The sequence below is a fragment of the Pandoraea bronchicola genome (genome assembly GCF_902459805.1).
Classification (GTDB): domain Bacteria; phylum Pseudomonadota; class Gammaproteobacteria; order Burkholderiales; family Burkholderiaceae; genus Pandoraea; species Pandoraea bronchicola.
This window is the reverse complement of sequence record NZ_CABPST010000003.1, coordinates 378,487-392,074: the sequence shown is the minus strand read 5'-3', so window position 1 is coordinate 392,074 and position 13,588 is coordinate 378,487. Positions and strand designations below refer to the sequence as shown.

13 protein-coding genes are annotated in these 13,588 nt (G+C 63.8%); 5 read left to right on the top strand and 8 right to left on the bottom strand.

The window, feature by feature from the left end; all coding sequences use genetic code 11:
* Positions 1 to 179: 179 nt before the first annotated feature.
* The 4 genes from tilS to cysS all read right to left on the bottom strand — a co-directional run bounded on the left by tilS (position 180) and on the right by cysS (position 5,389).
* Entirely contained in the window at positions 180 to 1,607 is a 1,428-nt protein-coding gene (gene tilS / locus PBR20603_RS09385) for a tRNA lysidine(34) synthetase TilS (RefSeq protein ID WP_246174494.1), read from the bottom strand.
* Positions 1,608 to 1,722: 115 nt separating this feature from the next.
* Entirely contained in the window at positions 1,723 to 2,691 is a 969-nt protein-coding gene (locus PBR20603_RS09380; RefSeq protein ID WP_150559258.1) for an acetyl-CoA carboxylase carboxyltransferase subunit alpha, read from the bottom strand.
* Between the two features lie 154 nt (positions 2,692 to 2,845).
* Positions 2,846 to 3,961: a DNA-3-methyladenine glycosylase family protein gene (locus PBR20603_RS09375; RefSeq protein ID WP_150559257.1), complete on the bottom strand. Its 1,116-nt coding sequence runs from the start codon at positions 3,959 to 3,961 to the stop codon at positions 2,846 to 2,848.
* Between the two features lie 24 nt (positions 3,962 to 3,985).
* Positions 3,986 to 5,389 carry a cysteine--tRNA ligase gene (gene cysS, locus PBR20603_RS09370; RefSeq protein WP_150559256.1) on the bottom strand — a complete coding sequence of 468 codons (1,404 nt, stop codon included), beginning with the start codon at positions 5,387 to 5,389 and terminating at the stop codon, positions 3,986 to 3,988.
* Positions 5,390 to 5,728: 339 nt separating this feature from the next.
* Between cysS and PBR20603_RS09365 the strand changes: the two genes are divergently transcribed.
* The 4 genes from PBR20603_RS09365 (at position 5,729) to PBR20603_RS09350 (ending at position 8,479) form a co-directional block, all read left to right on the top strand.
* Positions 5,729 to 6,364, top strand: coding sequence for a tetratricopeptide repeat protein (locus PBR20603_RS09365; RefSeq protein ID WP_246174493.1), 636 nt, complete (start codon positions 5,729 to 5,731; stop codon positions 6,362 to 6,364).
* A 51-nt stretch (positions 6,365 to 6,415) separates the two neighbouring features.
* Positions 6,416 to 7,012 (top strand): peptidylprolyl isomerase, encoded by a 597-nt coding sequence (locus tag PBR20603_RS09360; RefSeq protein WP_150559254.1) that lies wholly within the window; start codon positions 6,416 to 6,418, stop codon positions 7,010 to 7,012.
* A 44-nt stretch (positions 7,013 to 7,056) separates the two neighbouring features.
* Positions 7,057 to 7,551, top strand: a complete 495-nt coding sequence (locus tag PBR20603_RS09355) for a peptidylprolyl isomerase (RefSeq protein ID WP_150559253.1) — start codon at positions 7,057 to 7,059, stop codon at positions 7,549 to 7,551.
* Between the two features lie 64 nt (positions 7,552 to 7,615).
* Positions 7,616 to 8,479 carry a UDP-2,3-diacylglucosamine diphosphatase gene (locus tag PBR20603_RS09350; RefSeq protein ID WP_150559252.1) on the top strand — a complete coding sequence of 288 codons (864 nt, stop codon included), beginning with the start codon at positions 7,616 to 7,618 and terminating at the stop codon, positions 8,477 to 8,479.
* A gap of 91 nt (positions 8,480 to 8,570) precedes the next feature.
* Here PBR20603_RS09350 and cysE read toward each other — a convergent pair whose 3' ends face one another.
* Together cysE and PBR20603_RS09340 are read right to left on the bottom strand one after the other, a co-directional pair.
* A complete protein-coding gene (cysE, locus tag PBR20603_RS09345) occupies positions 8,571 to 9,350 on the bottom strand; it encodes a serine O-acetyltransferase (protein WP_150559251.1) in 780 nt (259 codons plus the stop codon).
* A 111-nt stretch (positions 9,351 to 9,461) separates the two neighbouring features.
* Positions 9,462 to 10,289, bottom strand: a complete 828-nt coding sequence (locus PBR20603_RS09340) for an RNA methyltransferase (RefSeq protein ID WP_150559250.1) — start codon at positions 10,287 to 10,289, stop codon at positions 9,462 to 9,464.
* Positions 10,290 to 10,681: 392 nt separating this feature from the next.
* Between PBR20603_RS09340 and PBR20603_RS09335 the strand changes: the two genes are divergently transcribed.
* Positions 10,682 to 11,539: an inositol monophosphatase family protein gene (locus PBR20603_RS09335; RefSeq protein ID WP_150559249.1), complete on the top strand. Its 858-nt coding sequence runs from the start codon at positions 10,682 to 10,684 to the stop codon at positions 11,537 to 11,539.
* Positions 11,540 to 11,655: 116 nt separating this feature from the next.
* On the opposite strand, the gene gltX is transcribed toward PBR20603_RS09335, so the two are convergent.
* Complete coding sequence (gene gltX / locus PBR20603_RS09330) at positions 11,656 to 13,047, bottom strand: glutamate--tRNA ligase (RefSeq protein WP_150559248.1); 1,392 nt, start codon at positions 13,045 to 13,047, stop codon at positions 11,656 to 11,658.
* Positions 13,048 to 13,346: 299 nt separating this feature from the next.
* On the bottom strand, positions 13,347 to 13,562 hold the full coding sequence (locus PBR20603_RS09325; RefSeq protein ID WP_039399140.1) for a TOBE domain-containing protein: 216 nt from the start codon (positions 13,560 to 13,562) through the stop codon (positions 13,347 to 13,349).
* Between the last annotated feature and the right edge of the window lie 26 nt (positions 13,563 to 13,588).

The following is a 13,588-nucleotide window of genomic DNA, read 5'->3' as shown; positions in this document are numbered from 1 at the left end:
ATTTGAAACCGTTTATGAATCCTGCGCAGATACCCGCCGATGGGTATCAGTGACGTTTCGATTCGCGGAACTTTTGATTATCGCACGAATGTATCGCGCCTGAGCCAGTTTGGCGCAGATTGCGCTGCCGTTGCCACGACACACCGCATTCGGCAGCAGATTATGCTGTTTCCCGGCGCTTACGCCTCGTCGCGCCACATCATTCGCCAGCGTGCAACGGCGCTCTCGCCACTTTGTGCCGCGCCATCAATTCCCAGACGCGGGACGAAGACGATCTCGCCCCTCTGCCAGACGATAGGCACATGTCGCAGCCACGCGGCGACCCCGCGACTCTGATACCAGTGTTTCAGCGAACGCGAATGACCGCCCGCACGCTCGCGCCACCGCTCACCGCCCGCACGCGACCTTGCCACCAGGGGATGGGCGCGCAGCACGCGCTCGTCGATCGTGTCGCCGACCGGCTCGCCCTCGGCGACCGGTGCGAACACGATGCTCCCCTGCCATTGCGGCAACGGCCATTCCCGCTCGCCCGACCATTGCAACACCACGTCGCACGCCACATCGTCCGGGTCGGCCGAGTCGTAGACTGCCGTCCATTGCAGCTCGTCGCGATACAACCGCAAGACGGCATCGCCATGCGGCAATTCCAGCGAAGCGTCCGCCTGCGCATCGCGAATCTGCCGCCCCCACTCCTCCAGCCGCGCTTCCGGCGGCATGGCCAATCCGCGACGCGCCGTCCAGTAGCGTAGAAGGTTCGCCAGCCGCGACGCGTCGAGCACCTGCAAACGGCTGCGCTGCAAACGCTCATCGCCATCGTTCGATGCCGAACGCGCCATCTCGAAATCGGCTTGAGCGAGTTGATCGAGCAGCGACTGCGCTTGTGCGGCATGGCGCGCAAACCGCGCCAGCGTCTCCCGATACGCAGGCACGTGGGCCGCGATCGCAGGCATGACATCGTGACGCAGCGCATTGCGCAGGTAGTGGCGATCGTCATTGGAGGGATCGTCGACCCACGACAGCGAACGCGCCTTCGCATACGCATGCATCGTCTCGCGCGAGATATCGAGCAGCGGGCGCAGCAAGCGCGCGCGACACGGCTCACCGGCAGCAACGGGCAACGCGCCCTCCACCGCCATCGCCGCTACGCCGGGCAGGCCTGCGCCGCGCAACATTTGCAGCAGCACCGTCTCGGCCTGATCGTTGGCGTGATGGGCGCTCAGAAGCCACGCCACGCCATGCGCGTTGCAGGACGCCGCGAGGGCCGCATAGCGTGCCGCACGTGCCGCCCCCTCGATACCCTGCCGGGCATCGCGCGGCACATTCACGCGCTTCGCCTCGAACGCAAAGCCGCGCAGACGCGCCTCGCGCTCGCACACGACGAGCCAGTCGTCGGCGTGTTCGGAGAGTCCGTGATGAATGTGAATGGCCAGCGGCTGTGCGACCGCCTCACCCGCCTCGCGACGCGTCTGAACCCAATGCGCCAGCGCATCGAGCAGCACCATCGAGTCGAGCCCGCCACTCAATGCGAGCGCCAGCGCGGGACGGGGTGCGGAGGCATCGTGAGGAATGACATGCGCCGCCAGCGCCAGGCGCAAAGCGACGTCCACATGTGCAACTGCCGCATCGCATCGGACGGATGCGAACGCGGCAGCAGAAGAATCGTGATGAGGCATCGGATTCGGCGTCATCGCCACGACGGGCGACGACGCGATGACGGACGCTTTACTTTGCGCCGGCTTCCTTGAATTTGCCATAACTCATCAGGCGCTCGAAGCGGCGCTCGAGCAGTTCCTTGTGGCTGATGCCCTGGAACTGGCGCAGCGAGTCGGCCAGCGCACGCTTGAGCATGCCGGCCATGCCGAGCGGATCGCGATGCGCACCACCCAGCGGTTCGTTGATGATCTTGTCGATCAGACCCAGCGCCTTCAGGCGGTGAGCCGTCAGGCCCAGCGCCTCGGCAGCCTCGGGCGCCTTGGCCGCGCTCTTCCACAGAATCGACGCACAACCTTCCGGCGAGATCACCGAGTACGTCGAGAACTGCAGCATCATGACCGTATCGGCCACGGCCACGGCCAGCGCGCCCCCCGAGCCGCCCTCACCGATGATGGTGGTGATAATCGGCGTCTTGAGTTCGGCCATCACAAACAGGTTGCGACCAATCGCTTCCGACTGACCGCGCTCTTCGGCATCGATCCCCGGATAAGCGCCCGGCGTGTCGACAAACGTGAAGATGGGCAGGCCGAATTTCTCAGCGAGCTTCATCAGGCGCATGGCCTTGCGGTAGCCCTCCGGGCGCGGCATCCCGAAGTTGCGCATGGCACGCTCCTTCGTGTCGCGGCCCTTCTGGTGACCGATGACCATGCAGGCCTGGCCATTGAAACGCGCCATGCCGCCCACGATGGCGTGATCGTCCGAGAAGGTGCGATCGCCATGCAATTCGTGGAAGTCGGTAAAGATGTCGCGGACATAGTCGAGCGTATACGGACGCTGCGGATGACGCGAGATTTGCGAAACCTGCCACGGGGACAGGTTCGTATAGATGTCCTTGGTGAGCTGCTGGCTCTTTTTCGAGAGGCGCTCGATCTCTTCGGAAATGTCGACGGCTGAATCGTCTTGCACGAAGCGCAGCTCTTCAATCTTCGCTTCGAGTTCGGCGATCGGCTGTTCAAAATCCAAAAAGGTGTTCTTCATCAGGTTTCCCCGGAAATGCGGCAGCGTATTGTACCGCCGGCAACGTCTACCCGGTCGAGATAGACAACTTTCATTGCCATTCGACCCGCAATAGACGTCAATAATTACTGGATGAGACGGAATGGACGCGGATTATACGTCCTCGGCGGAACAATCAGTATTCTACCGGCACCGGTTCGAGACTCCGCCACATGTACCAGGTGGCGACGGAGCACCACGGCTCCCAATTGGCGGCCACTTCCCGCGCTTCGCTGCGCGTGACCGGCTCCCCGCTGAAATAGTTGACGCTGATCGCGTTGATGAGCCCGACATCGTCGAGCGGCAGCACATCGGGGCGCATGAGGTTGAACATCAGGAACATTTCGGCAGTCCAGCGGCCGATGCCGCGAATGCCGGTCAACTCGGCGATGACGGCCTCGTCGTCCATGCTCGCCCAGGCGTCGACATGCAGCGCTCCCGATTTGAAGTGCGTGGCCAGATCGAGGATGTACTCGGCCTTGCGGCGCGACAGTCCGCAACCGGCGAGCGCCTCATGCCCGGCCTTGATGAACTGCGCCGGCGTGAGCTTGGGACAGATCGCCACGACCCGGTCCCACACGGCCTGCGCCGCTTTCACGGAGATCTGCTGGCCGACGATCGAGCGCGCAAGCGTGACGAATGGTTCGCCGCGTCCGGTCAGATGTGCCGGGCCGAACTGCGGAATCAGCTTCTTGAGAATGCGATCGCGCTTCATCAGATCGGCGCAGGCCTGATCCCAGAAGCCGGGACGTGTCGCCCCCGGCGCCACCGGCAGCGGCACGACACCGGTCACGGCCTGCTCGACGATCTCGTGATCGATGCGCTCGATTTCGGGCGTCACGATGCGCGTCTCGCCATCGCGCTTGGCGATGACACGACGCGAGGTCGCGGCAGTCGACGGCGCGGGCGGCGCGGACTTCGCAGGCGTCTTGCGCGCAACCTTCGCTCCGGCCTTCGGCACCGCCTTTTGCGCAACCTTCGATGCCGCCGGCTGGGCAGCCTTGCGGGCAGCACCGGCTTTTGCCGTCTTTTCGGCCGTCTTTTCGGCCGTCTTGCCAGCCGCTGTCTTGCTGCCGGACTTAACGGCAGCCGTCTTGGCAGCCGTCTTGGCCGCTGTTTTGGCCGCAGCGGTCTTGACCGGCGCGCGGCGCGCGCTGTCGCCGGACGGCGCCGACGGCTTGACGGCCTTCGCCTGCTTGGCCGCAGCGGTCTTGGTCACAACCTTAGCGGCCGCGGATTTACGAGTCACCATAAGATTTGCCTCGATGCGCCGCGCTCAGGCACGACGCCATTCGGTGGCGCCTCCGGGACGGTCTTCCAGCACGATGCCTTCGGCCAGCAGTTCCGCGCGAATGCGGTCGGCCTCGGCGAAGTTGCGTTCGCGTTTGGCCTGGGCGCGCGCTTCGATGCGCGCTTCGACGGAAACACGCAACGCGTCGCCATCGCCCGCCGCCTCGCCGCCGCTCGCCCCTTGCAGGAACGATTGCGGGTCACGGCCGAGCAGACCCAACGTACCGGCGAGCCCCTGCAACTGACGCACTCGCACAGGATCGGGCTGCTTGTTGATTTCTCCGGCAAGCTCGAACAGCACGGAGATTGCCACCGGCGTATTGAAATCGTCGTTCATCGCCGCGGCGAAGCGCTGCGCATACGGCTCGTTCCAGTCAAGCGCCGCGCCGTCCCCCGTCGCGTCCTTGAGCGCCGTGTACAGGCGTGTCAGACCGCCACGCGCGTCGTCCAGATGCGCATCGCTGTAATTGAGCGGGCTGCGGTACTGCGCGCGCAGAATGAAAAAGCGCACGACTTCTGCGTCGAACTTCGCGAGCACCTCGCGAATCGTGAAGAAATTGCCGAGCGACTTGGACATCTTCTCGTTGTCCACGCGCACGAAGCCGTTGTGCATCCAGTAATTCACGAACGTCTCGCCCGTGGCGCCTTCGCTCTGCGCGATCTCGTTCTCATGATGCGGGAACTGCAGATCGGCCCCGCCGCCATGAATGTCGAAATGATTGCCCAGCAGCTGGCAGCTCATCGCGGAGCATTCGATATGCCATCCCGGCCGGCCTGCGCCCCACGGCGAAGCCCACTTCGACTCATCGGGCTCGGTGTCTTTCGCACGCTTCCACAGCACGAAGTCGAGCGGGTCCTGCTTCGCGGTATTGGCGGCAACCCGCTCGCCGGCGCGCAGATCCTCGATGGACTTGCCCGAGAGCTGACCGTAGCTGGCGAACTTGCGAACGGCATAGTTCACGTCGCCGTCTGCGGCCTGATAGGCATAACCGTTGCGTTGCAGCGTGCCGATCATGTCGACCATCTGGGCAATGAAGTCGGTCGCGCGCGGCTCGTGATCGGGGCGCTGGACGCCGAGCGCATCGGCATCTTCATGCATTGCCGCGATGAAGCGCGTCGTCAGCTCACGCATCGTCTCGCCGTTCTCGACAGCACGCTTGATGATCTTGTCGTCGATGTCGGTGATGTTGCGCACGTAGGTCACCTGGTACCCCAGCGTACGCAGCCAGCGCTGCACCATGTCGAACACCACCATCACGCGCGCATGACCGATGTGACAGTAGTCATACACTGTCATCCCGCAGACATACATGCGGACTTCGCCGGAAACGAGGGGTACGAACGGCTGTTTGTCTCGCGCGAGCGAGTTGTAGACACGGAGTGAATCCATAGATAAGCGCTTGACCGGGCGGCAACAGCGCCGGACGCTGCGACGATGTTCTCAGGGCCGTCACGACGTTCGTGACGAGAGCGACATCGCGAGGCGGGCTGCGCGCCGTGCGGTAGAAAAAACGAACCTGCGAACGACATCCACCGCCACTCCGAGAAATGGCGCGGGCCAGGCGCAGGTGTTTTGTTAGAATGCGGCCGAGTATAGCATCTCTTGCGCACCTCTCAGGTATCCCAAGCACCCACTATGACGCAACGAAGCCGGTCACTTTTGCACCCCGCAACGCGCCTTCTCTCCCGACTCCGTCCGGTCACCGCTGCCGCACGCAGCGCCCGCGCGTTGACGCTGGCAGGCGCCACCCTCGGCCTCGCGGGCACGTTGTTCGCACTGCCCGCCGGTGCGCAGGCCATCATCGATCCGCCGCCGCCCGCGCCGCTGCAAACGCCGCAGCAAGCCAGCGAATCGGCCATCAACAAAATGGTCGACGCCGGCAAGTTCAAAGATGCGCTCGCGAAGATCGACGAACATCTCAAGCAGTATCCGCGTGATGCGCAGGTGCGCTTCACGCGCGGCCGCGTGCTCATGGAGATGGGACGTAACGCCGAAGCCATCGACGACTTCACCGCCCTCACGCAGGACTTCCCGGAACTGCCCGAACCGTTCAACAACCTCGCGGCGCTCTACGCGCAGGCCGGTGAGTACGACAAGGCGCGCGCGGCCCTCGAGAGTGCGATTCGCAACAATCCGGGTTTCGCCGTCGCCTATTCCAACCTCGGCGACATCTACGCCAAGCTGGCCCAGCAGGCCTATCAGAAAGCGCTGAAGCTCTCGCCGACCGCGCGCGTGTCGAACCGCGAGAAAATCCTCTCGGGCATGCTGGCCCCGCAGCGCGCCGCCCCCGTGAGCCAGGCGCCGGCACCGGCCAAGGCCAGCGACGATGCCGCGCTCAAGGGCGTCGGCAAATCGGGCAACTGAGACGCCCGCGTCTTGCCTTGAACCGAACTCTCATTGCATACGGAGACACGCATGTCCCTTCCGAATCGCCTGCGTCGCACGCTGCTCGGCAGCGTGATGGCTGCGGCCGCCCTGACCGGCACGAGCCTGTGCGCGGTCGCACAAACCGCCCAGCCGCAGGTGCAGTTCAAGACGTCGGCCGGCAACTTTGTGGTCGAACTCAATCCGAAGGCGGCCCCGAAGACGGTCGAGAACTTCCTTCAATACGTCAACAGTGGCTTCTATAACGGCACGATCTTCCACCGCGTCATCGGCAACTTCATGATTCAGGGCGGCGGTTTCACGCCCGAGATGAATGAAAAGTCAACGCGCGCGCCAATCCCGAGCGAATCGCAGAACGGCTTGAAGAACGTGACCGGCGCCATCGCCATGGCCCGGACGTCGAACCCGAATTCCGCGACCGCGCAATTCTTCATCAATGTGAAGGATAATGCGTCACTGGATTACCCCAGCCCGGATGGCTACGGCTATACGGTATTCGGTAAGGTGGTGTCCGGCATGGATACCGTCGAGAAGATCAAGCGTGTTGCCACGACCCGCAAGGGCATGTACCAAGACGTGCCGGCCACGCCGGTCGTGATCGAATCGGCCAGCGTCGTCAAGCGCTGAAATCCTCCGGCCCATCGGGACCATTTCATCAGAAGGAAAGCATCATGGTTGAACTGCACACCAATCACGGCGTCATTCGCATCGAACTCGACGCAGACAAGGCACCGAAGACGGTCGAGAACTTCCTGAACTACGTCAAGAACGGCTTCTACGACAACACCGTTTTCCACCGCGTGATCAACGGCTTCATGATCCAGGGCGGCGGCTTCGAGCCCGGCATGAAGCAAAAGCCGACCGAAGCACCGATCGAGAACGAGGCCAACAACGGCCTGAAGAACAACAAGTACACCCTGGCCATGGCTCGCACGAACGATCCGCACTCGGCCACGGCACAGTTCTTCATCAACGTCAGCGACAACGACTTCCTGAACCACAGCGCACCGACGCCGCAAGGCTGGGGCTACGCCGTGTTCGGCAAGGTCGTCGAAGGTCAGGACATCGTCGACCAGATCAAGGGCGTGAAGACCGGCTCCAAGGGCTTCCACCAGGACGTGCCGGTTGACGACGTCGTCATCGAGAAGGCCGTGATCGTCGCGTAAGCGCCGTCACCGCCAACTGCGACATTCGATGCCAGTATCGACTGCGCGGTGCCCGCAATGCCCCGTGACACCACGGGGCGACGGGCCCGCGCTTTTCATTTCCGATCTTCACCTTTCGCCGGCATTGCCGCGCACGGTGCAAGTCTTCGAGGACTTCCTGCGCGGCCCCGCGCGCGAAGCGTCCATCCTTTTCATCCTCGGCGATCTGTTCGAATACTGGATCGGCGACGACATGCTCGACGTCGACACGCCCGCCCGCACCAACCCTGCGAGCCGTGCTAACCGTACGAACGTCGATCCCGCCCCTCCCGCCTCTGCCGCCTCTCCCGCCACAGAGCCCCTCGGCGCGTTCGCCCGTCGCATGACGGCGGCCATGGCCGAACTGTCTGCGAGCGGTGTGCCCATCGCCGTGATGCGAGGCAATCGAGATTTCCTGCTCGGGGAGCGTTTCGCGCGGGCGGCCGGTGCCGTCATGCTCGACGACCCGTGCGTTTTCTCGTTTCTCGGGCAGGCGCTGGTGCTCAGTCACGGCGACCAGTTGTGTACCGACGATGTGGGCTATCAGCGCTTTCGCCGCGTCGCGCATTCACCGCTCGGCAAGGCGTTCTTCCTGACGCTTCCGCTGCGGCTGCGTATGGCCATCGCGAACCGCATTCGCCGTCGCAGTGCCGCCAAGGGTGCCCATCGCATGGCCTATGCGGATGCCAACGCCAATGCGATCGCCGCGCTGCTCGACGCCGCCGGTGAGCGCACTCTCGTGCACGGACACACGCATCGCCCGGCACGGCACGCCGATGGCCGGCGCGCACGCTGGGTACTACCCGACTGGGAGTTCGACATCGCGCCGCCGCGCGGCGGCTATCTGCAATGGGACGCCCACGGCCTGCGCGCCATTGACCTTGCGCCTTCCACGACGCAAAGCGCTTAGGCCCGCACAACAGCCCGCATCGCCTCGATGCCAAAACGGCCCGTATTGACGACGGGCCGCGTGCTGATGGCGAATGCCGCGCTGTCAGGCGTCACATATCCTGAATTTCCTTGCCGAGCTTGCGCAGTTCGGCGGTATCGATCTTGCTCGCACCGAGCGCTTCGAGATGAGCACCGAGTTGATTGAGTGCTGCCACCATCACATCGATCTTGTGCGACTGATCCGTGGCGTTTTCGATCAGACCGTGGATCGCGAGCGAGACGGGATCGTCGGCGTTCGGCGTGATGCCATACGCGGAGAACTCGGGCTTACGTCCACTGCTGGGCGACTTGGCTTCAGCCCCCTCGCGCGGCGTATCGGGACGAATGATGCGCGCGGGGTTGCCCACCGCCGTGCCACCGGCAGGCACGGCCTTCACCACCACCGCGTTCGAGCCGATCTTCGCCCCCTCACCCACCGTGAAGCCGCCGAGCACCTTGGCCCCCGCGCCGACGATCACCCCCGGCTCCAGCGTCGGGTGACGCTTCGCCCCCCGTGCCAGCGACGTGCCGCCAAGCGTGACGCCCTGATAGATCGTGCAGTCGTCGCCGATCACGGCCGTCTCGCCGATCACCACCCCCATGCCATGATCGATAAAGACCCGGCGGCCGAGGGTTGCGCCGGGATGAATTTCGATGCCCGTGAGAAAGCGCGCGTACTGCGACACAAAGCGGCCGAGCCACTTGAAGCCGGACTTCCAGCAGCCGTGCGCCACCCGATGCAGCATCACCGCATGCAGGCCGGGATAGCACGTGAAAACTTCCCAGTTGCTGCGAGCTGCGGGGTCCTTCTGCCGAATGGCAGCGATGTCTTCGCGAAGATGGGTAAACATGAGCCTGATTCGATCCTGTCGTGTGCGTCCGGCCGTCTTGGGGCGGATCGTTGCGTAATTACCGGAAAGCGAGCCGTCAGTGGCTGGCGGGCGAGGTGTCAGCGTGTCGCATCAACGCCGGATTTTGCGTTCGAGAATGTGTTTCGCAATGCCGCGCAGAATATTGACTTCCTCGCGCTCCAGGTGACTCTTGGCGAAAAGCCGGCGCAGCCGGGTCATCAGCTTCTTCGGATTATCGGGGTCGAGGAAGTCGAGATCGACGAGCGCGCGCTCCAGATGCGAAAGCATGCCTTCGACATCGTCACGGGTCGCGAGCGCCTCGAGGGCCTCGAGGCGCTCGCTCTGCGGCCCCGACGGCAGCGACGCCGCCGACGTCACATGGAACACCTCGCCGCGCTCACGTGCGAGACAGGCCATACGCACTTCGTAGGCAATCACCTGCACTGCCTGCGACAGATTGAGCGAGCTGTACACGGGGTTGGCCGGAATATGCACGAGCGCGTTGCAACGCTCTACATCCGCATTCGACAGGCCGGTACGCTCGCTGCCGAAGACGAACGCCACCGCCTCGCCCTGCCCCGCGTGCTGCACGGCCATCGCCGCACTCTCGCGCGGTTCGGCATTGGGCGGACCGTATTCACGCGAACGTGCCGAGAGGGCAACGGCCCAGCTCACGCCTTGCAACGCCGTATCCAGATCGGCTACGACCCGCGCGTTTGCCAGCACATCGTCGGCACCGCTCGCGAGCGCCACGGCCTCCGGATCACGCAGGACGTCGGCACCCGCACGCGGCGCGGCCAGCACCAACTGGCCAAAGCCCATCGTCTTGATCGCGCGCGCCGCTGAACCGACATTGCCCGGGTGGCTTGTCTCGTTAAGCACGAAACGCACTTGATCGAATAGAGGTGACGAAGGCGAGGCAGCAGCAGTTTGGGACATGAGACAGCGGTGATGAGACGAGAGGCAATAAACGGGAACGGCATCGAGAGAAACACCGGACGGAGGTCGGCACAGCAGCACAGCGGTGTGGCGGCAAAGCGCCAAACGTCGCTATTTTGCCCTGAATCGAGAGCGCTGCGTGTCGTCGTGCCGACCCGCATGCCCGAGGGCGCCCGGCCACAAAAAGGGTCAGAAGCATAAGACGACGCAGCGCAAGGGCTGTGTTTTTGCTAAAATACGCGTTTTCGTCCTCGCAAACGAGCCGCCACCCAGTGCGCGGCGCTTGCGGGGAATCGCTCTTGCTCAATTTGTTCGCTTTGTCTGCCACGCCTGCCGGCCGGCCCAGAAGGGGTCGCGCGTACCGTCGGCGATGGCCTTAACAGGAATCTGTCATGCAGCATCCCATGCTCAATATCGCGGTGAAGGCCGCGCGCCGCGCCGGCAACATCATCAGCCGCGCCTCTCTCGACATCGACACCGTCAAGGTCAGCAAGAAGCAGCACAACGACTTCGTGACGGAAGTGGACAAAGCGGCTGAGCAAGCGATCATCGATACCCTTCTGCAAGCCTATCCGGACCACGCCATCCTCGCCGAAGAATCGGGCGAAGAGCATGGCAAGTCGGGCTCGGAATACCAGTGGATCATCGATCCGCTCGACGGCACCACCAACTTCATTCACGGCCTGCCCTACTACTGCACCTCGATCGCCCTCGCGCACAAGGGTATCGTCTCGCAGGCCGTGATCTACGATCCGACCCGCAACGAACTCTTCACCGCCTCGCGTGGCCGTGGCGCGTTCCTCGACGGCAAGCGTATCCGTGTGTCGCGCCGCGATCGTCTGGCGGATGGCCTGATCGGCACCGGCTTCCCGTTCCGCGACCTGCAAGGCGTTGAAAACTACCTGAAGATGTTCGGCACGATGACCGAGCATTGCGCTGGCATCCGCCGTCCGGGCGCGGCCGCACTCGATCTGGCCAACGTCGCCGCCGGCCGCATGGACGGTTTCTTCGAGCAAGGCCTCAATCCGTGGGACATGGCGGCAGGCAGCCTGCTGATTACCGAAGCCGGCGGTCTGGTGGGCAACTACACCGGTGAGTCGGACTTCCTGTTCGAAGGCGAAATCCTCGCCGGCAACCCGAAGATCTACGCGCAAATGGTCAAGCTGCTCGAAGGCTACTCGCGCGCCAAGCGCCCGGCAACGCCGGCACGCGCCAGCACCGTTGCCGCGCAAGACAGCGCACAGTCGTAAGCGCATACGGGGACGTGGCGTCCTCGAAAAGAACCCCGGCGATGCTCGCGCATCCCGGGGTTTTTTGATTTCCGGCGCGGCCACGAGCCGCCCCGGAATGACTCACGCGTCAGGCGTCAGGCACCCAGACGCGCCAGCACCGCGTCGCGGCCGAGCAGTTCGAGCACGGCGTCGATAGCCGGCGTGTGCGTGGTGCCAACCACGAGCAGACGCACCGGCATCGCGAGTTGCGGCATCTTCATGCCATGCTGCGCGAGCGTGGCCTTGAACGCGGGCGAAATCGCTTCCTTCTTCCACTCGGGCAGTGCCGCGAGCGCCGCAGCGAGATCCTTCACCGCCGCGCGTGCCGCATCCGTCATGTGCTGGGTCATATCGGCTTCCGACGGCACCGGCTTGCGATAGAACATTGCGGCACTGTCCGCGACATCCTTGATCGTGTTGGCACGGTCCTTGAACAGCGCAACCACACCGGCGAGCGACGGACCGCCTTCGATCGACACGCCCGCCTTTTGCAGGAACGGCTCGGTCAGCCCGGCCAGACGCTCATTGTCGGCTTGCTTCAGATACTGGTTGTTCAGCCACAGCAGCTTTTCGGGGTTGTGCTGTGCCGGCGACTTGCCCAGATGCTCGAGATCGAACCACGCGACGAACTGCTCGCGCGTGAAGACTTCAGCATCGCCATGTGCCCAGCCCAGACGCGCCAGGTAGTTCACCACGGCTTCGGGCAGGAAGCCCTCCTCGCGATACTGCACCACGCTCATGGCGCCGTTGCGCTTGGACATCTTCTCGCCCTGATCGTTGAGCACCGTGGGCAAATGCGCGTAGACCGGCGGCTGCTTGCCGAGCGCTTCGAAGATGTTGATCTGACGCGGCGTGTTGTTCACGTGGTCGTCGCCGCGAATCACATGCGTGATGTCCATGTCGAGGTCGTCGACCACGACGCAGAAGTTATACGTGGGCGTGCCGTCCGGACGCGCGATCACGAGATCGTCGAGTTCTTCGTTCGAGATTTCGATGCGGCCCTTGACGGCGTCTTCCCACACCACGCTGCCGCTGAGCGGGTTCTTGAAGCGCAGCACCGGTTGCACGCCCGCGGGCGGCTCGGGCAACACCTTGCCCGGCTCCGGACGCCAGCGGCCGTCGTAGCGCGGCTTCTCGCCACGCGCACGCTGCTGCTCGCGCAACTCGTCGAGTTCTTCCACGCTCATGTAGCACGGATAAACGTGACCGGCGGTCTTCAGGTGCTCCAGCACTTCGCGGTAGCGATCCATGCGCTGCATCTGATAGAACGGGCCCTCGTCGTAATCGAGGCCGAGCCATTCCATGCCTTCGAGAATGACCTGCACGGCTTCCGGGGTCGAGCGCTCGAGATCGGTGTCTTCGATGCGCAGCACGAACGTGCCTTTGTTGTGACGCGCGAAGGCCCACGGATAGAGAGCGGAACGGATGTTGCCCAGATGGATGAAACCGGTCGGGCTAGGCGCAAAGCGGGTGCGGACAGTGGTCATGGTTTGGCTTCGGTGCATCGCGTTGGCAACAAACAAAAACGCCCGCGGCGGAGGGTCTCGCGCAGGCGGGTCGCCAACATTCGGAAGCCAGCATTATATCAGCCGAGTGCGTGCATTCGCGGCACCGTCCGAGAGCGGGATCGGAATTCGCCATTGCCCGCATCGGACGCCGCCCCCCGCGTGCGTCCGATGCGGCCCCGTCACCTCGGAAAATCGCCCGGCAAACGTCGCTTACGTCACCTTGCGGCACCTTATGTCACCTGACGTTGCATTACGCAGCGACGTACCCTACCCCGGCGTCAGAGCTTGGCGAGCGAGACCTCGGTGGCCTTGACGAGGGCCACGACTTCGGAGCCGATATCCAGACGCAGCTCGTCGATCGAGCGCGTCGTGATGACCGACGTCACGATACCGCTCGGCGTTTCGACATCCACTTCGGAGAGCACCGGGCCGCGCAGAATTTCGCGAATACGGCCCTTGAACTGGTTACGAACGTTGATGGCGGTGATACCCATGATGAACTCCTGTGTTCGGGAAAAAA

Coding starts and splice junctions, on each gene's coding strand:
- PBR20603_RS09335 (WP_150559249.1), top strand. CDS start 10,682: ATGCAGCATCCCATGCTCAATATCGCGGTGAAGGCCGCGCGCCGCGCC.
- PBR20603_RS09375 (WP_150559257.1), bottom strand. CDS start 3,961: ATGGTGACTCGTAAATCCGCGGCCGCTAAGGTTGTGACCAAGACCGCT.
- gltX (WP_150559248.1), bottom strand. CDS start 13,047: ATGACCACTGTCCGCACCCGCTTTGCGCCTAGCCCGACCGGTTTCATC.
- PBR20603_RS09360 (WP_150559254.1), top strand. CDS start 6,416: ATGTCCCTTCCGAATCGCCTGCGTCGCACGCTGCTCGGCAGCGTGATG.
- cysE (WP_150559251.1), bottom strand. CDS start 9,350: ATGTTTACCCATCTTCGCGAAGACATCGCTGCCATTCGGCAGAAGGAC.
- cysS (WP_150559256.1), bottom strand. CDS start 5,389: ATGGATTCACTCCGTGTCTACAACTCGCTCGCGCGAGACAAACAGCCG.
- PBR20603_RS09340 (WP_150559250.1), bottom strand. CDS start 10,289: ATGTCCCAAACTGCTGCTGCCTCGCCTTCGTCACCTCTATTCGATCAA.
- PBR20603_RS09325 (WP_039399140.1), bottom strand. CDS start 13,562: ATGGGTATCACCGCCATCAACGTTCGTAACCAGTTCAAGGGCCGTATT.
- PBR20603_RS09355 (WP_150559253.1), top strand. CDS start 7,057: ATGGTTGAACTGCACACCAATCACGGCGTCATTCGCATCGAACTCGAC.
- PBR20603_RS09380 (WP_150559258.1), bottom strand. CDS start 2,691: ATGAAGAACACCTTTTTGGATTTTGAACAGCCGATCGCCGAACTCGAA.